Raw genomic sequence first — 23,171 nt, forward strand, 5'->3', positions numbered from 1 at the left:
CGGCAATGGCGGACATCATGGAGCTGGCGCGGCTGTGGGCCGACCATGACGCACTGCACACGCACGGCGTGCGTGTCAGCCGGCTGACCGAGGGCCCGCCCCTCGAACTGGAGCAGGACGCGGCCGGCGCGGTGCTCCATGTGCGGGCCGCAGGGTCGGCAACGACCGTGCTCCGCCTGGACGTTCCGCTGGGCGACGCCGTCGGCTACTGGCACCCCGCGGTGGGCTGGGACCGCCATCTCACCGCGGACTGGGCCGGCCGCTGGCGCACCGTCGGCCTCGTCGACTCGGCGCCGCTGGGCTGCCTGTACGACTCGGCGGGCCTGACTCTGCTGGCGTTCGCGTCCGACCGGGTCACGGCGACGAGCAGGATCCGCTTCGGCCTCAACGAGGCATCGGCCCGCTTCGGCGTCTGGCTTGCCATGGACCTGTCGCCGGACGAGCACTGCCGTATCCGGATCGGGGCCCCGGGAGCGCCCTTCGCCGACGCGCTGCGCGCCCTGACCGGGCCGCTCACGCCCCCCGGCACGCTCCCGGTGCCCGATGCGGCGCGCACCCCGGCCTATTCGACCTGGTACTCGCTGCACCGCGACATGGACGCGACCAGGGTCGAGGCGGAGGCACGGCGCGCGGCCGAGGCCGGCTGCGGGGTGCTCCTGCTGGACGACGGCTGGCAGACGCGCGCCGAGGGCCCGGGCTACTCCGGCAGCGGCGACTGGACGCCGGACCCGGCGAAATTCCCCGACTTCGCCGCGCACGTCAGCACCGTGCGAGGGCTCGGGCTGCGCTACGTCGCCTGGATCGCGCCGCTGCTCCTGGGCGAGCGCACCGAGGCCTACCAGGCGCTGGAGGGCCACGCCCCGCACGCCGTGGCGCGGCTCGGCTGCCGTGTCCTCGACCCGCGGCACGATGAGGTCCGCCGGCACGTGGTCGACTCCTGCGCCGGCCTCGTCCACCGGTACGGACTGGACGGACTGAAGATCGACTTCCTTGACTTCGCGACGGTCTACGCCGACGAGGAGGGCACCCCGGCAGAGGAGGACATCGGCCGGGCGATGCACCGACTCCTGACGGAACTGCGCGACCGGCTGCGCGCACTGCGCGGCGACGACCTGCTCGTCGAACTCCGCCAGCCCTACGCGGGCCCGGGCATGCTCGGCTTCGGCAACCTGCTGCGGGCAGGCGACTGCCCGGCCGACGCCACGGCCAACCGGGTGCGCACGCTCGACATCCGCGCCGCCGCCAGGGCCGGATCCGTCCACTCGGACATGCTCATGTGGGACCCGGGCGCCTCGGCGCGGGCGGCGGCCAGGCAGCTGCACTCGGCCCTGTACGCGACGCCCCAGATCTCCGTCCGGCTCGCCGGGCAGAGCGAGGAACACCGCGCGTTGACGGCGTTCTGGCTCGGCTTCTGGCGCGACCACCGCGACGTCCTCACTCAGGGCGAGATCCGGGCCGGACGCCCGGACCAGCTGTACGAGACGGTGCTCGCCACCGACGGACGGCGGGCCGTGCTCACCTTCTACGCCGAACACCGCTCGGCGCCACTGGACCTGGCCGGCCTCACCGAGGTGGCCCTCGTCAACTCAACCGCCGCCGCGCAGGTGGTCCTCGACGTCGGCGGGCGCGCCGCCGAGGTCCGGCTCGACGCCCACGACGCCTGCGGCCGGCCCGCCGGATCGGCCGTGCAGACCCTGGTTCCCGGCCCGAACACCGTCCCCGTACCCCCGTCCGGCCTGTGTGTGCTCAGGCCGGTGTCATCCGAGCAATCCCCGCGCTGACGTTTGGAGAGGTCCGCTCGTGTCAGACAGCCAAGATCGACGTCCTCGCAGCACCGCGGCATCGCCGGCGCCCGGCGAGATGTCCCGCCGCACCCTCGTGGGTCTGGGCGCGGCCACCGCCCTCGGCGTCACCGCCGCCGGCGCCCTGGCCCCGCGCGCACGCGCCGCCGACGCCCCGGCCGCCGCGCTCGCCGCGTCCCCGGTCACCGTCGGATTCTCCGATCCCACCGGGCTCTACCCGGTGAGCGGCGACACAGCCGCGACCCCCGACCTGCTGGTCACCGTCAACAGCACCACCGCGCTGAGCGGGACCATCACCTGGTCGATATCGGCCCGGCTCGGCGCGCCGCTGCACGGCGGAACCGAGCCGTTCTCGGCCGCGGCCGCAACCCCCCGCACCGTCACCGTCCCGCTCGGCTCCCTCGGCCCCGACCACTACACGGTCACCGTCACCGTCACCGACGACGCGGGCACCCGGCTGTTCGCCGACACCCTCGGACTGGGCGTGATCCGTCCCGCGGCCGAGGGACGGCGCCCGCGGTCGGTGTTCGGCATGGGCATCCGGCCGGAGTCGACACCCGCCATCACCAAGACGATCGCGCAGCGCATCGGCGTGAAGTGGACCAGAGGCATCGACGCCGTCCAGCCGGACATCGTGTCCCCCTCGCGAGGGGTGTTCTGGCAGCAGCCCAGGATCGACGCCGCCCGGGCCGAGATCGCCGAATGGCACCGGCACGGCATCGAGACCCTCGGCGGCATCAACTACAACATGTCGTGGAACGTCGCGCCGGGACCCAACGGGGAACCGCTCAAGCTGTACCAGAACCGGCCCAAGGACATGGCCGCGCACGTCGAGATGGTCTACCACGCCATCGCCCCCTTGCAGGACCTCGTGCACTACTGGGAGTTGTGGAACGAGCCGTGGGTGCACGGCTGGACCTGGAAGACCGGCGACGCGCAGGACTACCGGGACATGTGCAGGATGATCTGGGAGCGGGTGAAGCCCGAGTTCCCGGACGTGCACCTGATCGGCGGCGGCTCGGTCTCCTACAACCGCGACATCGTCTACGCCCAGGGCTCCAAGGACACCGGGTACATCGACGGTTCCGTCAACCACGCCTACGGCTACCCGGACGCGACCCAGTACGCCATGACCAAGACGCAGATCAGGATGGACAAGCTCTGGTCGCGCACGAAGGGGCGCGGCGGGCAGTGGCAGACCGAGCTGGGCACCGCGACCCGCTACAACTTCGCGGACCTGCCGCGCGAGGAGGCCGACTACGGGGTGGCCAGGACGCTGGCCCCGACCTATCTGCTGCACATGCTGGCCGGCGCCGAGGAACAGTCACCCATCCGGATCTTCTGGTTCTCCCTGTCCTACGACAAGGGGTACTCCGGAGACGACTTCAACATCTACGACGTGACGACGAAGACCCCGCTGCCCGCCGTCGTCGCCTACGCCACGATGACGAGCCTGCTCGAAGACGCCGAGATGCAGGCCGAGTTGTACCCGGACGCCAAGTCGACATGGGGTTTCCTGTTCCGCGGCACCGACGGCAGGGGCCGGGCGGCCCTCTACGCCGACCAGATCTACGACGGAACCGACGAGCACCAGGACGCGGGCTACACCGGCACCCTCACCCTGCACGACGCGCGCGGCATCCGGGCCTACGACTACCTGGGCCGCCGGCTCACCGACGGCACAGCACGCCGTGTCACCCTGACCCTGAAGCCGTGGGAGGTCGTCTACTTCGACAGCGACCTGACACCCGAAGCGCTCAGGCGGGCCCTGACCCGCGACGCGCACTTCGACTACGACACCCCGCTGCACATCAGCCCGCTGTCCTTCGTCAGACCGCTGGGCGCCGGCAGCACCGTCGACATCCGCGTGGAGAACGTGTCGCCGAAGACCATGGACGCGTCCCTGACCGTCACCCTGCCTCAGGGCTGGCGCACGGCGCGGCGCACCGCGCCGGTCAGCGGGATCCGGCCCGGCGAGGCCCGTGTCGTCTCCTTCCCCGTCACGCGCCACCGGCTCGACGCGCACAACCGGTACACCATCGGCTACGACGTCACCGTGTCCGACCGCCCGGGCCTGCACCAGACGGGCTCGCGGACCGTGCAGGTCGCCTATCTCCCGTTCCGGCAGATCACCGTCGGCGGGAGCGCGAGCCAGTGGAACGACGTGCTGCCGGTGACGATGACCAACGTGTCCGCGGCCGGTGAGACCAGGACCTACACGTTCCAGGGCGCCTGGGACGACGCCTTCCTGTACCTCAGGGCCCTGATCGAGGACGACGCGCAGGTGTCGAACCCGCCGTTCGAGCAGGACCAGTACCAGTTTCCGTTCAAGGCGGACAGCATCCAGCTCGCCTTCGACGCCGTCGCCGACAAGACCGAGGACCTGCTGGCCGGCGACGCGCACCACGAGAAGTGCCTGCGGTCCCTGTCCCACCTGTTCGCCGCCACCCTGGCCACCGGGGGCCGGTCGGAACTGCACCGGCTGCTGGCGCCCGGCACCAACTACCAGACCTACTACCCGACCAACGCGGTGCTGCCGACCCCCCTCGGCCCGATGGACGCGGGGCCGGCCGACGGCACCGAAGGCCGTGTGCTCGTCTCCCGGGACGACGGCAACAGGCTGACCAGGTACGAGATCGCGCTCGCCTGGAGCCAACTGCCCGAACTGGCCACGGCGGTGAAGAAGGCACCGCCCGCCGGCGTCACCCCGATGAGCTTCGCCGTCCAGGTGCAGGACTCGGGTCCGACCGGCCGCGGTGCCACCTACTGGACGACCCAGTCGGCGCCCCCGGTCTCCGGCTGCTACAACTTCGCCCCGTTCTGGGGCACGGGAGCGCAGTTCACCGGCGGGCGGGTGGATACGCGGTGGGGCATCGGCCACTGAGCGCTCCGCTGGGCTTGGCCGTTGTGCGTCGTCGGTCTGCTGCGGGTGCGTTGTGCTGGTCGTGCCCGCGGCCTCATATCTGAAGAGCCCGCGCCTGTTTGGGGGGCCGCTGTGTGCGTCGTCGGTCGGGTGCGGATGCGTTGTGGCTGGGCGCGCAGTTCCCCGCGCCCCTTCGGGGCGCTGCCCGAACCCCGCGCCCCTTTCATCCTCTGTCCCTTCGGGGGCTTTGACGACAGGAGTCCTCCCTGTGAGTGATGTCAGTGACAAGGACGTCGAGCCGCCCTGGGGGGCCTCGGGTGGGGTGCGGATCACCTCTGTTCGTGCGGTTCTCACCGCGCCGGCCGGGACGACCCTCGTCGTCGTCCGGGTCGACACCGATGAACCCGGTCTGTACGGACTGGGCTGCGCCACCTTCACCCAGCGGGCCGCGGCGGTGGCCACCACGGTCGAGGAGTATCTGGCACCCCAGCTGATCGGCCGTGACCCCGCGGACATCACTGACATCGCGGCCACCCTGCATGTGAGCGGCTACTGGCGCTCGGGTCCGGTGCTCAACAACGCCCTGTCCGGAGTGGACATGGCGCTGTGGGACATCAAGGGCAAGCAGGCCGGCCTGCCGGTGTGGCAGCTGCTCGGCGGCCGGTGCCGTACCGCCGTGCCGCTGTACGCGCACGCGGCCGGACGGGACGCCGAGGAGACCGCCGACGAGGTCAGGGCCCTGATGGCCGAGGGCTACCGGCATGTGCGCTGCCAGGTCGCCGTGCCCGGGGCCGGCACCTACGGGGCGCCGGCCGCCGAGGCCCGCGCCGGTGCCCGCCCGCCGCTGACCCCCAACGCCTGGGACCCCGCCGCCTACCGGCGCACCGTGCGGGGCCTGTTCGAGCATCTGCGGCAGGAGATCGGCACCGAGGTCGAGCTGATCCACGACGTGCACGAGCGGGTGCACCCCACGGACGCCGTCCGCATCGCGCGGGACCTCGAACCGTACGACCTGTTCTACCTGGAGGACCCGGTCGCGCCGGAGGACATCGAATGGCTGCGGATCCTGCGCGCCCGGTCCGTGACGCCGATCGCGATCGGCGAACTGTTCACCAACCCCGCGGAGTACCGGCCCGTCGTCCAGGAACGGCTGTGCGACTTCATCCGTGTGCACATCTCCGCGATCGGCGGCATCACCCCGGCCTGGCGGCTGGCCGGCGCGTGCGAGCTGTTCGGCGTGCGCACCGCCTGGCACGGGCCCGGCGACGTCTCGCCGGTCGGTCATGCCGCCAACCTCGCCCTGGACCTGGCCGCCCCGAACTTCGGGATCCAGGAGCAGCACCTGTTCGCCCCGGCCGTGCGCGAGGTCTTCCCCGGCTGCCCCGAGATCCGCGACGGCCACCTGTGGCCGAGCGACGCGCCCGGACTCGGCATCGACCTCGACGAAGGACTGGCCCGGAAGTTCCCGCCCCGGCCCGCCGCACCCGGGCGGGCGTGGCGGCCGCCGCGCCGAGCGGACGGCGCCCTGCAACGCCCCTGACCGACGTCCGAAGGAGCACCAGGCATGAGAACCCGCACACCCGCCTCGATCCTCGCCGCGACCGCGGCCCTGGCCGTCGTCCTCGGCGGCTGCACCACCCCGTCCTCGGACACCGGCGGCGGCTCGCAGCAGAACGTCACCCTGACCGTCGCCGAGTGGACGAACCCCGGCGCCGTCGAGTTCACCAGGAAACTCAACGCCCGGTTCGAGAAGGAACATCCCGGGGTCAAGGTCAAACTGCAGACCGCGCCGACCGTCAACGGCACCTGGCAGCAACTGTGGAACAGCATGCTGCAGTCCAAGTCGGTCGACGTGCTCGCCCAGTTCGCCCCCACCCAGCAGGGCTTCGCCCCCGACTACACCGACATCAAGCCCGGGGGAGCGGCCGCCCTCATCACGTCCGGACAGCTGACCGACCTCAAGGACCAGCCGTTCATGAAGAACTACGACCCGGCGGTGCAGGCCGCCGCGGTCGGCCACAAGGGCGGCGTGTACGGCGTGATGGCCGCCGAGTACGTCGGTGCGGGCGCCCTCTGGTACAAGAAGGACCTCCTCGCGAAGTACCACATCTCCCTCCCCACCACCTTCCAGGAGTTCCTTGACGCCTGCGAGACCCTGAAGAAGGCCGGCATCACACCGATCTTCGTGTCCGCGAAGGACGGCATGCACGGCGGTGTGTGGCAGGGCGTCGCCAACCAGACGCTCATGAAGGGGCATCGGCCCACGGAGTCCGTCAAGGTGTCCGAGGACCGGGCCGTCGCGTTCTGGAAGGGCACCCGGTCCTGGAAGGACCCCGTCTACAAGGAGATCTCCGAACGGCACCAGAAGGTCCTGCAGTACATCGAGCCGGGAGCCGCGGGTGTGTCCCAGCAGACCGCCCCGGGTGTGTGGGCGGCGAAGAGCGACGACTACCCGTTCCTGCTCGACGGCTCCTGGGACGGGCTGACCATCCAACAGGCCAACCCGAACCTCGACATCGGGTTCTTCACCCTGCCCGGCACCGACGACCCCGCCGCCAACCGGGTCGCGTTCAAACCGGACCTCACCTGGGTCGTGCCGAAGACGGCACCCCACAAGGACCTGGCCATGCAGTGGCTGGCCCTGTTCTCCGAGCCGGAGAACTACAAGGAGTGGCTGGCCGCGACCGGCTCCATCTCCACCCAGCCCGCGCTGAAGAACACCGGCCTGCCGTGGATGGACTGGCTCAACTCCCACATGGACGACGCCTTCCCGCAGCTCACCAACCCCTGGACACCGGCCGGGGCACCCCAGGACGCGCTCGGCCCCGACTTCTACAAGCTGGCGCCGATCGGCGGCGACAGCATCGACACCATCCTGTCCCGCTCCGCCTCGGCGTACCGCAAGTCGGTCGGCAAGTAGCGCACGCACCCTCGGAAAGGAGGCCCAAGTGGCACGCTGCCCCTTCGGAACGCGGCGGACACGGCGGTTCATCCCCTGGGCCAGCATCGCGATACCGGGAGCGGGATGGCTCCTGTTCGGGCTGTACCCGTCGCTCGCCACCATCGGGTACTCGTTCACCCGGTACTCCGGACTGCCGGGCACCCCCCTGAACATCTGCGGTCCGTGCAACTACCAGGCGGCGTTCACCTCCCTGTCGTCCGCCGTCGGGGACGCGCTACGGGTGACGCTGATCTACGTGGTCGGCGTGACGGTGCTGCAGACCGCGTTCGGGCTGGGACTCGCCCTGCTGCTGAACCGGCCAGGACGCTCGTACACCGTCTACCGCGCGATCATCTTCATGCCGCAGATCTTCTCGGTCGCGGTGGTCGGCGCCGTCTTCTCCCTCATGCTGGACCCCTACTCGGGCCCGGTGGAGAAGATCGTGCACGGCGTCTTCGGCACCACGTCCTCGTTCCTCGGATCCGGCACCCTGGCCCTGCCGCTGGTGATCCTCGTGAACGTCTGGATGTTCTCCGGCTACTCGATGCTCATCTACATCGCCGGGCTGCGGAACATCCCGCCCTCCGTCTACGAGGCCGCGGCCATGGACGGCGCGGGCCGGCTGCGTGTCTTCCGTCACGTGACCTGGCCGCTGCTCGCCCCGGCCACCACGGTGACCGTGTTCCTGACGGCGATGGGCACGCTCGGCGAATACGCGCTGATCATGGTCCTCACCGGCGGCAACTTCGGCACCAAGACGCTCGGCCTGTACATGTACCAGTCGGCGTTCGGCGGCGACAGCCAGCTCGGCTACGGCTCCATGCTGGCCATGCTCCAGTTCTTCCTGACCGTGGTGATCGGCGGCGGCCTCCTGTTCACCCTGCGCCGACGGGAGATCTCGCTGTGAAGACCCCCGCCCCGCCCGGCAGAGCGGCCAAGGCCGTCGGCGTGAACCTGATCTGCTTCGCGATCGCCGCCGTGCTGTTCGCGCTGCCGCTGGTGTACATGCTGCTCCAGGCATTCAAGACGTACACCGGCTTCCTGCAGAACCCCACCGGACTGCCGGACCCCTGGACCACGGAGAGCTTCACCACCGCGTGGAAACAGGGGAACTTCGGCCGGCAGATGGTCAACAGCCTGATCTACGCCATCATCCCCGACACGGTCACCCTGATCCTCGGGGTCTTCCTGGCCTTCCCCATCTCCCGCGGCTACTTCAAGCGTTCCAACCTGCTGTACACGTTCTTCGTCTTCTCCGGGTTCCTGCCCGGCGGCCTCATCCCGCTGTTCATCGAGGCCCGTTCGCTCCACCTGTACAACAGCATGGCCGGATACCTGATCCTGACCAGCCTGTCCGGCGCGGGTTTCTTCTTCTTCGTCGGCTACATCAAGGGCATCCCGCGCGAGATCGACGAGGCCGCCGCACTGGACGGCTGCGGCTATGTGCGGTTCATCCTCACCATCATCCTCCCGCAGATGAAACCGGCCCTGGCCACCTTCGCCGTCTTCGGGTTCGTGCACGCCTGGAACAACCTCATCCTGCCGCTGGTCATGCTCTCCGACGCGGCACTGTGGCCGGTGACCCGCGGGCTGTACTCCTTCTTCGGCGAGTACACCCAGAACTGGCCGCTGATCGCCGCCGGCACCTTCATCGTGGCGGCACCCATCCTGCTGCTGTTCGTCCTGCTCCAGCGCTATCTCGTCGAAGGCGTCGCGGGCGGCGCCGCGTTCGGCACCCAGGGCGTCACCGCCTCACCGCCAGCCACGGACGCCGGGGAAGGGGAACGACCGTGACAGCCAAGGTCACACTATGGCCCACGGACGCCGACCGGATACGGTTCCGGTACACCGACGCGCTGCGCCATCCGGAGTTCGCCTGGCCCAGAACGCTGCTGCACCACCCGGTCCGCTGGCCCCGGCCGGCCCTGCGGCCCGAACAACTGCGGCTCGTGGACCGGGCGGGCCGGCCGGTGCCGTTCCAGCTGTCCCAGGTCGGCCTCGCGGACGGACACCTGGCCTCGGCCGTCGTGTGCTTCTTCACCGACCTGCCCTCCGGCGGGTCCTACGACGTCACCCTGTGCGCCGACGACTCGCTGCCGTACGCCGACGTCCCGCGGCCGGTGCGCGTCGACGCGGACGGCGACGGCCTCGTCGTGGACGGCGGGCCGCTGCGGATCCGGCTGCCGTCCCCGGGCCGCTACCTAGACGGCGCCGTGCCGGGGCCCGTCCTGCGCCTGGACCGCGGACACGGCTGGGTGGGCACGTCCGCACTGCGCTGCGGCGGCGAACGCCTCGCCCGCCTGGACGTGCGCCGCGTCGAAGCGGGCCCGTTGTTCGCGACCCACGAGATCCGCTACCGGTTCACCAGCGGAGCCGCGTACACGGCCACGGTCCGCTGCCTCCAGGGCTGCGACCACGTCGAGCTGTCCGAGGAGATGACCGCGCTCGACTCCACGGCCACCGCCTGGGAGCTGACCTGGGACGGGGTCACGCCGAGCCACCGCTTCTCCTCGACCTGGCCGCTGTCGCAGTCCCCGGCCGACCACGCCGACGCGGGATCGCCGCAGCTGTACCACTGGCTCGGCATCGACGAGCCCATCGTCCTCGGCGACAGCGGCGAGGACCCCTCGTTCTCCGGGCCGGGCGGGACGGAACGCCCGGACGTCGACATGGCCTTCACCGTCGGCCCCTACGCGCCGAGCCACGCCTTCGACGTCCGGCCGCACGCCACGTTCTGGGACGCCGCCCGCGGTGACGCGATGGGCGTCTTCATCCGCGACCACGCGCACTGGGACGACCGCACCTACGCGTCCTGGGCCTCCGCCGGCGCCCTGCGGATCCGCTTCCGGTACGACGGCGTACTGCGCTGGACCTGGCCCCTGCGCTCCGGCACCCGCACCACCGCCCTCGCGTTCTACGACCACGAGCGCGACCTGGAGGTACTGCGCGCCCAGCCGGCCGGCGCCGCCCACCCGTCCAGCCGTATGCGGTTCCTGCACCACTGGCAGGGCACCCTCAGCCTCGACCGCGTCAAGGACTGGAACCTCACCTACACGGGACGACGGCCCCAGCGGCTGTGCCCGGAAGGGGAGTTCAGGACACCCGAGGAGTTCACCGACGCGCTGTTCGCCGGCCCCGAGGGCCCGCGGCTCATCGCCCAGGGCGTCAATGAACTCCCCGGCTACCTGAACATCGGCCAACGCCCGCTCTACGACCGGCTGCTCGACGGCTACGACCGCTTCGCCGACCGCCTCGACGCGGACGAACGCGCCCGCGTCGACGCCCTGTTCCTGCTGACCGCCCATGTCTCGGCGGGCGAGGAGATCGGCCCGCTGCGGCGCATGATCGGCGGCCACCCGAACTTCCTCGCCGACGGGAAGGCCGCGCTCGCCTGCCTCGCCTGGCTCTTCCCGGACCACGAGGCGGCGTCGGACTGGCTCGACGGGTTCGAGAAGTTCGCCGAACTCGCCGGGGTCTTCCACACCCGCCCGGCGCTGCCGGCACGCGGCGCACGGGCCGGCCGCTGGACCGAGAGCCTGGCCACCTACGTCTGGGCGTTCCTGCGCCCCGCCACCCACGCCAACGCGCTCGGACAGCTCACCGACGGCCGCAACCGCCTCGCCACACCGGAACTCGCCGCGGTCGGCGGCTGGTTGGTCGACGCCCTGACCGCGCCCGTCGAAACCAGCCCGGACGGCGAGCGACACCGGCTGCACCCCCCACAGGGCGCCCACGCGTCCTGGCCGCGCCGCCCACCCGTCGAACTGCGGCTGCTCGGCGAGGCTCTGCGCCGCTACCGCCCGCTCGTCGCCGAGCACCTGCTGTGGGCGAGCGACGCGTCCGCCCGCCGGCTCGACAGCCCGCACGGCGCGCCGGACCCGTGGCGGCCCCTCGTGCGGACCGCCGGCAACCAGGGCACCAACCCCCGCCTGAGAAGCACGAAGTACACCGGGTACGGCGTCACGCTCCGCGCGGACGTCGACGGCCCCGGCGAGGTCGCGGTCTTCCTCCAGCAGGTGGACCGCGGCCCCAACTACCGCTGGGGCGTCGCCGACGACAACGGCTGCGGCCACCTCTACTACTACGCCGCGGGCCGCTCCTACAGCGGTCACGGCCCGGAGGACGCCGGCGACCGCAGGGCGCCCGACGCCACCTACGTCACCTCGTGCGCGATCTGGAAGGACGGCCGCTACCGCTCCATCGGCCCCCACACGCTCGACTCGCCCCTCCACGACCTCGAAGGCGCCCAGTACGCGGAGATCACCTCCGACCCGGACGGCCCCGTGGGCGGCCTCTACCGCAGCCGCGGCGTGCTCCTCATGGGCAGCGACTACCTCGTCACCTACGACGCGTTCGCGCCGAACCAGCGCATGGTGTGGACATGGTCCGCGCTCACCACCGCCACCGCGCACGACGCCAACGGCTGCGACCACCTCGCGGAGCGCATGCCGTTCATCCACGTGGTGCGCGGGGTACGCACCGACGGCGCCCTCGACGGCGGCTCCTGGACGACCGACGTGTCCCGCGGCGTGCGCCTGGAGGGCAGGGCCGACGGCGACAACGGCAACACCCTGGCCGTCGTCAGCCACCGCGACGACCTGGTGATCGCCCTCGAGCGGACGACGCCCTGGGGCGCCCGCATCCGCACCCCGCACAGCCTCGACCACGTGTTCCGGTACGAGGCGGCGACCCATCTCCAGCCGAAGTCGGCCGAGTTCGCACAGGACGGGCTGCGCTTTTCCGGTACGGCCGGCGCGATCCGGCTCTTCGACGACGGCCTGCGGGAACTGACACTGTTTCGCGGCAGCGCCGTGGGAACCCGCGACCTGCTCCTTGTGACCGACGACGACGGACTCGCCATTGGCGTCCGCTACCGGGATCCCGCCGAGTGCGGGGGCATCTTCGAAGCCGCCGCGGACAGCTCGGTCCGTCTGTGGATCCGTACCGGACTCGACCCGACGGCCGCCTTCTACATCGACGGTGCCAGGGCGGCACACTCCGTCCTGACCGAGGACACCGTCACCGTGCGGCTGCCCCGCGGCCGGCACCGCTGGGAGCTGACGCGACGGCGACCGGAACCCCTGCCCGCCGAGATCGTGCGGACACAAACCGTTCCCGGCGGCGCGATCGTGCACTTCACCGCACCGGCCGCCGCCGACAGCCACCTCGTACAGCTCAGCGTGGACGGCGGCACCGGCTGGACGACGGTCGCCGAGGCCGAACACAGTCCGTGCCGGCTGACCGGCCTCACCGACGGCGAGAAGTACCACGTCCGGATCGTCGCCCAGAACGCCGACCGCCGCGCCGCGCCCGGCGCCGACTACCCGGTCTACGCCGGCCGGCAGGCACCCGAACCGCCGGACGGGCTGCGGCTGCGGCTCGGCACCGGCACGGTCACCCTCACGTGGGGCGAGGTCCTGGGCGCCGGCCGCTACCGGCTCTACCGGCGCCGCAGGGGCGAGCACACGTATCGCGAGATCTTCGCGGGACTCGGCTTCCGGTACACCGACGACGCGCCCGGCGTCGTCCCCGGGCACCGCGAGCCGGACACGGCCGCACGGGCGGCGGACGTGACCGTCTACGAGTATGCGGTCGCGGCCGAGAACGGCAACGGCGTGGGCCCGCGCTCGGCCCCCGTGGACACCGACCCGCAGGCCCTGCGCCACTGGTACCCGCCCACGGAGCTGGGTTTCCGCAGACGGCACACCTACAACCAGTCGCCCTACGTCCCCGCCCACGCGACCCCGCCGCCCTACGACGAACAGGCCCCGCCCCCGCCGCTGCCCGCGCTCGCCGACCGTTTCGGGCAGGTGCCGTGACCCGGCAGCGGATCCTGATCACCGGCGCCGCCGGCCGCCTGGGACGGGAACTGCGACCACGCCTGGCCCGGCCGGGCCGCACGCTGCGGCTGCTGGACATCGCCGAGGTCGGCCCGCCCGCGCCGGGGGAGGACGCCGAGATCGTGCGGGCGTCCTTCACCGACCCGGAGGCGATCGACGCGGCCTGCCGCGACGTCGACGCGGTGCTCCACCTGGGCGGCCTCGCCGGCGAGGCGACCTGGGAGCGGATCGCCGAGACCAACGTCAAGGGAACCCTGCGGGTCCTGGAGGCCGTGCGCCGGCGGCGGGTGCCCCGGGTGGTGCTCGCGTCGAGCATCCACGCCGTGGGATTCCACACCCGCGGTGCCATGGACTACATGGTCGACGGCACGCTGCCCGCGGACGTGCCGCCCCGCCCGGACACCTACTACGGGGTGGGCAAGGCCGCGTGCGAGGCGCTGGGCAGCCTCTACCACTCGCGGTTCGGCATCGACGTGACCTGCCTGCGGATCGGCGCGTTCCGGACGCTGCCGCTCGCCCCCGAGGACCTGGCCGTCTGGCTGTCGCCGGGTGACGCGGCCCGGCTGGTCGAGGCCGGCCTGCGCGCCGCTCCCGCCGGGTTCCGGGTGCTGTGGGGGATCTCCGGCAACACCCGCCGCTGGTGGTCGTTGAAGGAGGCGGAGGCGATCGGCTACCACCCCGAGGACGACGCCGAGCGGTACGCGGCGTCGATCCCCGGTGCCACGGCCTACGACCCGGCGGATCCGCGCAACCACCGGGTGGGCGGGGGCTTCTGCACGATGCCGCTCGGCTGAGCAGCAGTCCTCTTCGAGGCAACGTTGTCTCAAAGGGGGCTGTGGTGCGCCACGGCCCGGTTCAGCCGGCGAACGCCGTCGACGGCAGCCCCACTGCGCCCGTCCGGCCGACGGCGAACACGGAGCCCGCCACGTCGTCGTCGGCGAGTTCCAGCCCTTCGCGGGCGGAGGTCACATACAGGACGTCGAGACCGGGTCCGCCGAAGGCGCACGAGGACGGCTGGTGCACCGGCATCGGGACCTCGGCGAGCAGATCGCCCTCCGGCGAGACGCGTACGACGCGGTCGCCGCCCCACACGGCGATCCACAGGCATCCCGCGGCGTCGACGGTGAGCCCGTCCGGCAGTCCGGCCCGCTCCGGGATCCGCACCAGCGTGCGGCGGCGGCGAAGGACGGTGTCCCCGGGGTCGGTGTCGAAGGAGTACACCTCCCCGGCGATCGAGTCGGCGAGGTAGAAGGTGCGGCCGTCGGGGCTCCAGCCGAGCCCGTTGGGCAGCGCCAGGCCGTCGAGGACCACCCGGCTGGTCCAGTCGGGCAGAAGGACGTGCAGGGCGCCCCTGCCGTGCCGGAAGTCCAGCGCGGTGCTCCCGGCCCAGAGCCGCCCGTGGGCATCGCACTTCGCGTCGTTCATGCGCTCGCCGTCCGGCAGGACCGCCCGCCGTACGGTCGCGGTCCCGTCGGCGTCGACCGAGGCGAACCCCTCGGCCGTGGCCGCGGCGAAACCTCCGCCGCGCCGGGGCACCGCCGCGCCGACCTGGGTCGGCAGCGAGAGGCTGGTGGTCCGGCCGGTCGCCGGGGCGCTGGTGTGGATGTGCCCCGCGGGGATGTCCACCCAGTGCAGCAGGCCACGCCCGGCGTCCCACACCGGCCCCTCACCGACGCGGGCCCGCGCGCGGACCGCGATCTCGGGCGTCATCCGGAGTCCTCCGTTGTCCCTGGGTGTCTCGGGGTGTCTCGGGGTGTCCTCGGGCGGCCGGAAGCGGCCCGGGTGCCGGGTGCGGCTCAATCGGGGAGCGCCACCGCGGCGTTGGCGAGCAGACCGCCGTCGACGGGCAGCGAGACACCGGTGATGAAACTGGCCCGGTCGCCGGCCAGGAAGGCGATGGCCTCGGCGACCTCCTCGGGCCGCGCGACCCGTCCCAGCGGGTGCATCCCGCCCCATGCCTCGACGAGCGCCTGGGCGGCGGTGTCGCTGCCGTCGGAGAAGGCCCGGGCCGAGGCGCGCAGCATCGGTGTGTCCACCGAGGCGGGACAGACGGCGTTGGCGCGGATCCCGTGCTTCGCCTCGTCCACCGCGATCGACCGGGCGAGCGCGTTGAGCGCCCCCTTGCTGGTGGTGTAGGCGGCGACGGAGGTCTGGGTGACGAACGCCTGGACCGACGAGACGATCACGATCGAGCCCGCTCCACGGGACCGCAGGTGGGGCAGGGCGTGTTTGACGGCGTGGAAGGCGCCGGTGACGTTGACCGCGAGGACTTCGTTCCACTCGTCGGCGCCGGTGTCCGCCGCGGTGCCGTAGCGCTGGATGCCGGCGGCGGCGACCAGCACGTCGAGTCCGCCGTGGGTCTCGGCGACGTCGTCGACGAGCCGGGCGACGGCGGCCTCGTCGGTGACATCCACCTCGACGCTGCGCACGGTGGCGGGCAAGGGGGCGGCCGCACCGCCGTGCCGGGGCGGGATGCCGGCGGCCGCCACCGTGGCGCCGCGCGCCGCCAGCAGCCGGGCGGTCGCGTGCCCGATGCCGCTCAACCCACCGGTGACGATGGCCACTTTGCCGTCGAACTCCGCCACGATCCACTCCCTGGGTGTGTGCACCAGACGGTTGCCTCCGGTGGCGCCGCCCACACTCTAAACAACGTTGTCTCGCCCCGCTAGTCTGTACTCGGTCCGCACATCGGCGGTCCTCGGGGCAATGTCCCCTTTCTCGGCTTTCTGTGTTTTCTGTGTTTTCTTCGTCTTCTGGGTTTTCTTTGGTTTCTTCGTGCACTTCGTGTACTTCGAAGGAGAGCAACTCGTGCCGCGTGAGTGGATCCGATGGCCCGTCAACGTCCTCGACAGGTTCGGCGGGGAACCCGTCGCCTTCGGCGGCGACTACAACCCCGAGCAGTGGGACGAGAGCGTGTGGCCCGAGGACGTCCGGTTGATGCGCGCGGCGGGCGTCAACCTGGTGACGGTCGGTGTCTTCGCCTGGTCCACGCTCCAACCGGCGCCCGACCGCTGGGACTTCGGCTGGCTCGACCGAGTGCTCGATCTGCTGCACGCGCACGACATCGCCGTCGATCTGGCCACCGCGACCGCCTCGCCGCCGCCATGGCTGACCACCCTGTTCCCCGAGGTGCTGCCCGTCGACCGGCACGGGCGGACCATGGCGCAGGGCGGACGCCAGGCCTGGTCGCCGTCGTCGGCCGTCTACCGCGAACACTCGCTCGCGCTGGTGGAGAAGCTGGCGGAGCGCTACGGCGAGCACCCCGCGCTCGCCCTGTGGCATGTGTCCAACGAACTCGGCGGCCACAACGCGCGCTGCTACGGCGACGCGAGCGCCCTGGCCTTCCGGGCCTGGCTCAGGGAAAGGTACGGCGACTCGCTGAAGGAACTGAACGCCGCCTGGAACACCAGCGCCTGGAGCCAGACCTACTCGGCGTGGGAGCAGATCCAGCCGCCCCGGCTGACCTTCACCGACTCCAACCCCACCCAGGTCCTCGACTTCGACCGGTTCAGCTCCGACCAGCTGCGCGCACAACTGCGGGCGGAGACAGCGGTGTTGCGGCGCATCACACCGACGGTGCCGGTCACCACCAACCTGGTGCTGTTCGACGCGGGCAAGAACATGGACTACAGCTCGTGGACCGACGACATGGATCTCGTGGCCAGTGACCACTATCCGAGGCCGGCCGGCGACGCCCAGGCCGAGCTGGCGTTCTCGGCCGACCGCGCCCGCGGCCTGGCGAAGGGCAGGCCGTGGCTGCTCATGGAGACGGCCACGGGAGCCACCAGCTGGCGGCCGGTCAACCCGGCCAAGGGGCCGGGGCGGCTGCGCAGGGACGTGCTCGCGCATCTGGCCCACGGGTCCGACGGGATCTGCTTCTTCCAGTGGCGGGCCGCCCGGGCGGGTGCCGAGCGGTTCCATTCCGCGATGCTGCCGCACGCCGGTGCCGACAGCCGGAAGTTCCGCGAGGTCTCGGCGCTCGGCGCGGAACTGGCCGCCTGCGCGGAAGTGCTCGGCAGCGAGGTGGTCGCGGACTGCGCGGTGCTGTTCTCGGAGGAGTCGTGGTGGGCCGCCGAACGCGAGTCGCATCCGCACAACGGCCTGTCGTACATGGAGACCGCGCTGCGCTGGTACGGGAGCCTGCGGGAGGCGGGCGTCACCGTCGACGTCGTGCCGCCGTCGGCGGATCTGTCGCGCTACCGGCTGATCGTCGTGCCGTTGCTCTACCTGGTGTCCGACGCGGACGCGGCGGCCCTCGCCGGTGCCGTGGCGGCGGGCGCGACCGTGCTGGTCACCTATTTCTCCGGGATCGTCGATCCGCTCGACCGGGTGCGGCTCGGCGGTTACCCCGGTGCGTTCCGCGAACTGCTGGGGGTGCGCGTGGAGGAGTTCGGGCCGCTGGTGGACGGTGACCGAGTGGACATCGACGGTGTCACCGGGCCCGCTCAGGTCGCCACCTGGCACGAGGAGATCCAGCTCATGGACGCCGAGGCCGCGGGCTGGTACACCGGCGGTGAGATCGCGGGCGGCCCCGCGATCACCCGTGCGACGCGCGCCGCGGGCGAAGCCTGGTACGTGGGTGTGGAGTTGCCGGATGCGGCGCGGGCGGCCCTGGTGGCTCAGCTCGTCAAGCGGTCCGGGGCGACGGCGGTGGAGTCCGCGGGCGGGCTGGAGACAGTGACCCGCCGCTCGGCCGCCCATGACTACGTCTTCCTGATCAACCACGGCGACACCGCCGCCACGGTGCCCGGCGCGGGGACCGACCTCCTGGACGGGTCGGCGCACGAGGGCTCGGTCACGGTGCCGGCGGGCGGGGCGCGGGTGCTGCGACGGGCCCGCTGAGCCGCCGGGAACGCGGACGGGCACCGGACGGATCGTCCGGTGCCCGCCGACGGTTCGGGTGCGGTCAGTCGAGACCCAGCCCGTTCAGGACGCCCTGCAGATAGCCGATCGCGTGCGCCCGGCCGCGGCTGCAGTACGCCTCGGACGAGATGTCGCCCCAGGTGTCCAGGTCCCCGATCATGGCCGGTACGTGGTCGTCGATGAGGAACCCGTCGAAGCCGGCGTCGGCGAGCCTGCGGATCACCCGCGCCGGATTGAGGTTGCCCTCGCCGAGGAAGCACTCGCTGAAGCGGGGCACGGTGCCGTCCACGTCCCGGAAGTGGACGTAGAAGATGGCCGGTCCGAGCCGGTCGATGACCTCGTTGACGCTCTGCTCGCCGGCCATCTCCGACACGGTGCCCAGGCACAGGTTCAGCCCCCAGGACGGACTGCCGCCGGCCTGGCCGTGGGCCCGCACGAGGGCGTCCGGCGAGGTGAAGATCCGGGCCGTGCCGCCGAGCGGCGCGTCGGTCGGGGGATCGTCGGGGTGCAGGGCCAGCCGCACCCCCACCTCCTCGGCGACGGGCAGCACGGCGTCGAGGAAGTACTGGTGGTTCGCCCACATCCGCTCTGCGCTGATGGGCTCGTCCACCGGGTGGTCCGGGGTCAGCCGGTACCCGGCGAGCGCGTTGCCCCGGTGCACGTCGGCCAGGTCGAAGGCGGTGACCCGGGCGCCGCCGCGGCCCCGTGCGGACATGTCGGTGCGCCAGACGTAGGTGGCGAGGAAGTTGTAGCCGAGCAGGTCGATCCCCACGGCGGCGAGGTTGCGGATCGTCCGCTGGTAGTTCTCGATCTGCTCGTCGCGGCCGGGCAGACCGCGCTGGATCTTCCAGAAGTGGGCGAGCGGGACGTTCTCCAGGCCGTCGATGGCCAGTCCGTCGGCGTCGCAGCGCTCCCGCAGGGCGCGCAGTTCGGCCGGGCCCCAGAAGCCGTCGGTTCCGGGCAGCACGTCCGGGGTGTGCAACTGCACGCCGGACAGCCCGAGTTGGTGGGCGAAGGTGGCGATCCGGGCGTCGTAGGTGTCGATGTGGCCGAGGGAGAGCCGTACGGTCATGCGCGGCCGACCCGCTGTCGCTGCCGGCCGAGACCGTCGATCTCGAACTCCATGACGTCGCCTTCCTCGAGGTAGGGGAACCGGCCGGACAGCGCGACGCCCTCGGGCGTTCCGGTGTTGATGACGTCGCCCGGTTCCAGGACGGTGAACTGGCTGAGTTCGTGGATCAGCGTGGCGACGTCGAAGACCATGTCCTTGGTGCTGGACGCCTGACGGGTCTCGCCGTTGACCCAGGAGCGCAGGCCGAGCGCCTGCGGTGAGGGCACCTCGTCGGGGGTGACCAGCCAGGGGCCGAGCGGGTTGAAGGTCTCGCAGCTCTTGCCCTTGGACCACTGGCCGCCGCTGGTCTCCAGTTGCAGGGCGCGCTCGGAGACGTCGTTGGAGACGGCGTAGCCGGCTACGTGCCGCAGCGCGTCGGCGGGGGAGTCGAGGTACCGGGCGCGGCGCCCGATCACGACCGCCAGCTCCACCTCCCAGTCTGTTTTGTGCGAACCGCGGGGCAGCAGCACCTCGTCGTCGGGGCCCACGACGCAGTGCGGTGACTTGTAGAAGACCACCGGCCACTCGGGGGCGGCGGAGCCGGACTCGGCGGCGTGCGCGGCGTAGTTCATCCCGATGCACAGGACGACGCCGGGCCGGGCGATCGGGGGGCCCACGCGCTGCCCGCGGACGTCGGTCTCCGGCAGGGCGTCCGCGCTGATCGCCGCGCGCAGCCGGTCCGGTCCGCCGTCGCCGAGGAAGGTGCCGTCGATGTCGTCGGTGAGAGACGACATGTCGAGGTGCCGGCCGTCCGGGAGCAGGGCGACGGGCCGTTCGGCGCCGGGCGGCCCGATCCGCATCATTTTCATGGTGATCCGTTCGCTGGTAGGGGCCGGCCGTCAGGCGGCGAGCAGTCCGCCGTCGACGACCAGTTCCGTGCCGGTGATGAACTCGGCCTCGTCCGAGGCGAGATAGAGCGCCGCCGCGGCGATCTCCAGGGGGGTGCCGAGCCGGCCCATCGGCTGCCGTGCGACGAGTTGGGCGCGCGAGCGCTCCGGATCGTCGGACGCGTCGAGCAGCCGTCCCACCCAGGGCGAGTCGACGGTTCCGGGGCACACGCTGTTGCAGCGCACCCCGGTTCCGGCGTACTGCACGGCGACCTGGCGGGTGAAGGCGACGACGGCGCCCTTGCTGGCGCAGTAGGCCGCACGGTCCTTCAGGCCGACCAGCCCTGCCACGGAAGCGGTGTTGACGATCACGCCGTGCCGCTGGGCCAGCATGTGCGGCAGCGCGAACTTGGTGCCGAGGAAGACCCCGCGGCTGTTGACCGCGAAGGTGTGCTCCCATTCCTCGACGGTGCAGCTGACGGGGTCCGTGGTCGAGGACGCGCCCGCGTTGTTGCACAGGACGTGCAGCGCGCCGGTCTCGGTCACCGCCCGGGAGACCGCCGCCGCGAAGGAGTCGGGTGCGGTCACGTCCACCGTCACCGCGATGCTGCCGTCCGGGGCACCGGAGGGGTCGAGGTCCGCCGCGTACACGGTGGCCCCCTCGTCGAGGAACCGGCGGGTCATCGCGAGGCCGATGCCGGAGCCCGCGCCGGTGACGAGCACCGTCCGTCCGTCGAATCTGCTCACGTGGCAAGGTCCTTTCCGGGCCCCGGATCTGCGGTGCCCGTCGTGGTGCTCATTCGGTGAAGTAGCCCGGGTACTGGGCGCGCAGCGCCGGGCCGCGCTCCAGCGCGCGCCTGGCGTGCCGGCTGATCAGGGCGCGGCCGGCGGTCGCGTCGGCGTTCTCCAGCGCGTCCACGATCAGCCGGTGCTCGTCGATCAGTTCCCGCATGGCGTCGGCGTCGGGCAGCGCGAGCCGGCGCAACCGGTCGAGCTGCAACTTCATCCGCTGCACGGCCTGCCAGGCCCCGGGGTAGCCGCTGAGCGAGAAGATCTCGCTGTGCAGTGCCTCGTCGGCGGCGAAGAACGCGGCGTAGTCCTCGGTGCGGTAGCTGTGTTCCTGGCGGTCGAGCAGTTCGCGCAGCGCGGTGACGTCGGGTGCCGGTTCGGCGCACGCCACCTCGAAGGCCGCGACCTCCAGGCTCTCGCGGACGAAGCGCGCCTCTTCGACGTCGCGCAGCCGGATCAGCCCCACCCGGGTGCCCACCTGGGGCACCACATGGACCAGCCCGGCGTCGACGAGGCGCGCCAGGGCCTCGCGGACCGGAGTGCGGCTGACGTGCAGGCGGTTGGCGAGGTCCGTCTCCGACAGGGAGGCCCCGGGGGCGAGCCGCAGTTCGCGGATCGCCGAGACCAGTTCGTCGTAGACGAGATCCGACGTCCGGGTGCGCGTCCGGCTCCGGACGACCGGTGACAGCGCAAGATCGCTGTCGGCCGACGACCTCTCCCAAGTGCGTGCTTCTTCAGGGGAATTCACGGCAGGATCGTTGCATGCCCGTTGCTTGTATGCAAGTATCCCGCCGTTCGACCAGAGCCGCACAAACCAGAGAGTTAAGAGGCAGACATGGTCATGCGAACGGCGAGACTCGCCGCTGCGGCCGTCGCCGCCGGCGTCGTGCTGACGGGGTGCAACGGCAGCACCGGGACGAGCTCCACCGGCCCCGCCGAGATCACCTTCTGGGGCTGGGCTTCCGGCTACGAGAAGTCCGTCGCGCTGTGGAACAAGACCCACCCCGACATCCATGTGACGTACGAGGCGATCACCGACGGCGGGGCCGGCGGCTACGACAAGATGTTCACCGCGGCCAAGGCGGGCAAGGCGCCCTGCCTGGCACAGGTCGGCTACGAGACGTTCGCCAGCTTCCTCGCCGCCGGCGTCCTGAAGGACGTCAGCGACTACGTGAAGCCGAAGCGGGCCGAGTTCGCCGACTGGGTGTGGGGCAACGTCGGCGTCAACGGCAAGGCGTACGGCGTGCCGGTCGACACCGCGCCGATGGCCATGTTCTACCGTGCCGACCTCTTCGAGAAGGCGCACATAGCGCCGCCGAAGACCTGGGAGGACTTCACCAGGGCGGCGGCCGCGGTGAAGGCGGCCGACCCGTCGGCCCGCATCATGAACCTCCCCACCGACCCCTATCTGTACGCCGGCTTCGCCTGGCAGGGCGGGGCCCCCTGGTTCGGGGCCAAGGACGACGCCTGGTCGGTCTCGCTGGACAGCGCCGCCAACACCAAGGTCGCCGACTACTGGCAGGGGCTGTTCGACAAGAAACTCGTCACCTCCTACCCCGCCTTCGACGCCACGCTGTACTCGGCCTGGAGCAAGGGCAAGGTCTGGGCGGAGGTCGGCCCGGTCTGGTCCGCTTCCCTCATCCGCGACAACGCCGCGGGTTCCGCGGGCAAATGGGCCGTCGCACCCATGCCACGCTGGAACGGCTCGGACACCGTCGGCAACTCGGGCGGATCGGCCACGGCCGTCATGAAGGACTGCGACAGGCCCGAGGAGGCCGCGGAGTTCGCCCTGTGGATGTCGACCGACACCGAGTCCGTGTCCAACCTGATCGCCTCCGCGGCCATCCTCCCGGCCTCCAAGTCCGGCCTCGCCAACAAGGCGTTGGACGCACCGCAGAGCTACTACGGAGGCCAGTCCATCTACCGGCTGTTCCGCGACGAGGCGGCCAAGGTGAACACCGGCTGGATGTGGGGCCCGGTCATGTCCACCACCGCGACCGCGCTCGGGGACGGGCTCGGCAAGGTGCACACCGGGCGGTCCACGATCCAGGACGCACTGACCGACGCCCAGAAGAGCACCCTGGACACGCTGCGGTCCCAGGGATTCTCCGTCAGCGGATGACCGCCGCGAAAGG

16 protein-coding genes are annotated in these 23,171 nt (G+C 71.7%); 10 read left to right on the forward strand and 6 right to left on the reverse strand.

Annotation, left to right across the window (positions count from 1 at the left end; all coding sequences use genetic code 11):
• Positions 1-5 precede the first annotated feature (5 nt).
• The 8 genes from ACIRFL_RS21495 to ACIRFL_RS21530 all read left to right on the forward strand — a co-directional run bounded on the left by ACIRFL_RS21495 (position 6) and on the right by ACIRFL_RS21530 (position 14,240).
• Positions 6-1,781 carry a glycoside hydrolase family 36 protein gene (locus tag ACIRFL_RS21495; RefSeq protein WP_404030544.1) on the forward strand — a complete coding sequence of 592 codons (1,776 nt, stop codon included), beginning with the start codon at positions 6-8 and terminating at the stop codon, positions 1,779-1,781.
• A 79-nt stretch (positions 1,782-1,860) separates the two neighbouring features.
• Positions 1,861-4,686 (forward strand): hypothetical protein, encoded by a 2,826-nt coding sequence (locus tag ACIRFL_RS21500; RefSeq protein ID WP_404030546.1) that lies wholly within the window; start codon positions 1,861-1,863, stop codon positions 4,684-4,686.
• Positions 4,687-4,933: 247 nt separating this feature from the next.
• A complete protein-coding gene (locus tag ACIRFL_RS21505) occupies positions 4,934-6,205 on the forward strand; it encodes an enolase C-terminal domain-like protein (RefSeq protein WP_404030549.1) in 1,272 nt (423 codons plus the stop codon).
• A gap of 24 nt (positions 6,206-6,229) precedes the next feature.
• A complete protein-coding gene (locus tag ACIRFL_RS21510) occupies positions 6,230-7,585 on the forward strand; it encodes an ABC transporter substrate-binding protein (protein ID WP_404030552.1) in 1,356 nt (451 codons plus the stop codon).
• Between the two features lie 28 nt (positions 7,586-7,613).
• Entirely contained in the window at positions 7,614-8,513 is a 900-nt protein-coding gene (locus ACIRFL_RS21515) for a carbohydrate ABC transporter permease (RefSeq protein WP_404030554.1), read from the forward strand.
• Positions 8,510-9,400 (forward strand): carbohydrate ABC transporter permease, encoded by an 891-nt coding sequence (locus ACIRFL_RS21520; protein ID WP_404030557.1) that lies wholly within the window; start codon positions 8,510-8,512, stop codon positions 9,398-9,400. Before ACIRFL_RS21515 ends, ACIRFL_RS21520 begins: the two co-directional genes overlap by 4 nt.
• Entirely contained in the window at positions 9,397-13,425 is a 4,029-nt protein-coding gene (locus tag ACIRFL_RS21525; RefSeq protein WP_404030560.1) for a hypothetical protein, read from the forward strand. The genes ACIRFL_RS21520 and ACIRFL_RS21525 overlap by 4 nt, the downstream gene beginning before the upstream one ends.
• Entirely contained in the window at positions 13,422-14,240 is an 819-nt protein-coding gene (locus tag ACIRFL_RS21530; protein ID WP_404030563.1) for an NAD-dependent epimerase/dehydratase family protein, read from the forward strand. The genes ACIRFL_RS21525 and ACIRFL_RS21530 overlap by 4 nt, the downstream gene beginning before the upstream one ends.
• A gap of 61 nt (positions 14,241-14,301) precedes the next feature.
• On the opposite strand, the gene ACIRFL_RS21535 is transcribed toward ACIRFL_RS21530, so the two are convergent.
• Both ACIRFL_RS21535 and ACIRFL_RS21540 read right to left on the reverse strand, forming a co-directional pair.
• Positions 14,302-15,156 carry an SMP-30/gluconolactonase/LRE family protein gene (locus ACIRFL_RS21535; RefSeq protein WP_404030566.1) on the reverse strand — a complete coding sequence of 285 codons (855 nt, stop codon included), beginning with the start codon at positions 15,154-15,156 and terminating at the stop codon, positions 14,302-14,304.
• Between the two features lie 86 nt (positions 15,157-15,242).
• On the reverse strand, positions 15,243-16,031 hold the full coding sequence (locus tag ACIRFL_RS21540) for an SDR family oxidoreductase (protein ID WP_404030569.1): 789 nt from the start codon (positions 16,029-16,031) through the stop codon (positions 15,243-15,245).
• A 190-nt stretch (positions 16,032-16,221) separates the two neighbouring features.
• Between ACIRFL_RS21540 and ACIRFL_RS21545 the strand changes: the two genes are divergently transcribed.
• Positions 16,222-18,288, forward strand: coding sequence for a beta-galactosidase (locus ACIRFL_RS21545; protein ID WP_404030572.1), 2,067 nt, complete (start codon positions 16,222-16,224; stop codon positions 18,286-18,288).
• A gap of 64 nt (positions 18,289-18,352) precedes the next feature.
• On the opposite strand, the gene ACIRFL_RS21550 is transcribed toward ACIRFL_RS21545, so the two are convergent.
• The 4 genes from ACIRFL_RS21550 to ACIRFL_RS21565 are packed head-to-tail and all read right to left on the reverse strand — an operon-like array spanning position 18,353 to position 21,784.
• Positions 18,353-19,381: a mannonate dehydratase gene (locus tag ACIRFL_RS21550; RefSeq protein WP_404030575.1), complete on the reverse strand. Its 1,029-nt coding sequence runs from the start codon at positions 19,379-19,381 to the stop codon at positions 18,353-18,355.
• Entirely contained in the window at positions 19,378-20,229 is an 852-nt protein-coding gene (locus ACIRFL_RS21555; RefSeq protein ID WP_404030578.1) for a fumarylacetoacetate hydrolase family protein, read from the reverse strand. Before ACIRFL_RS21555 ends, ACIRFL_RS21550 begins: the two co-directional genes overlap by 4 nt.
• Positions 20,230-20,259: 30 nt before the next feature.
• Entirely contained in the window at positions 20,260-20,994 is a 735-nt protein-coding gene (locus tag ACIRFL_RS21560; protein WP_404030581.1) for an SDR family NAD(P)-dependent oxidoreductase, read from the reverse strand.
• Positions 20,995-21,043: 49 nt separating this feature from the next.
• Complete coding sequence (locus ACIRFL_RS21565; RefSeq protein ID WP_404030584.1) at positions 21,044-21,784, reverse strand: GntR family transcriptional regulator; 741 nt, start codon at positions 21,782-21,784, stop codon at positions 21,044-21,046.
• Positions 21,785-21,871: 87 nt separating this feature from the next.
• Here ACIRFL_RS21565 and ACIRFL_RS21570 point away from each other — a divergent pair, with 87 nt between their 5' ends.
• Positions 21,872-23,158 (forward strand): extracellular solute-binding protein, encoded by a 1,287-nt coding sequence (locus tag ACIRFL_RS21570; protein ID WP_404030586.1) that lies wholly within the window; start codon positions 21,872-21,874, stop codon positions 23,156-23,158.
• Positions 23,159-23,171: the final 13 nt, after the last annotated feature.

This window comes from Streptomyces sp. NPDC102462 (assembly GCF_044765425.1).
Classification (GTDB): Bacteria; Actinomycetota; Actinomycetes; order Streptomycetales; family Streptomycetaceae; genus Streptomyces.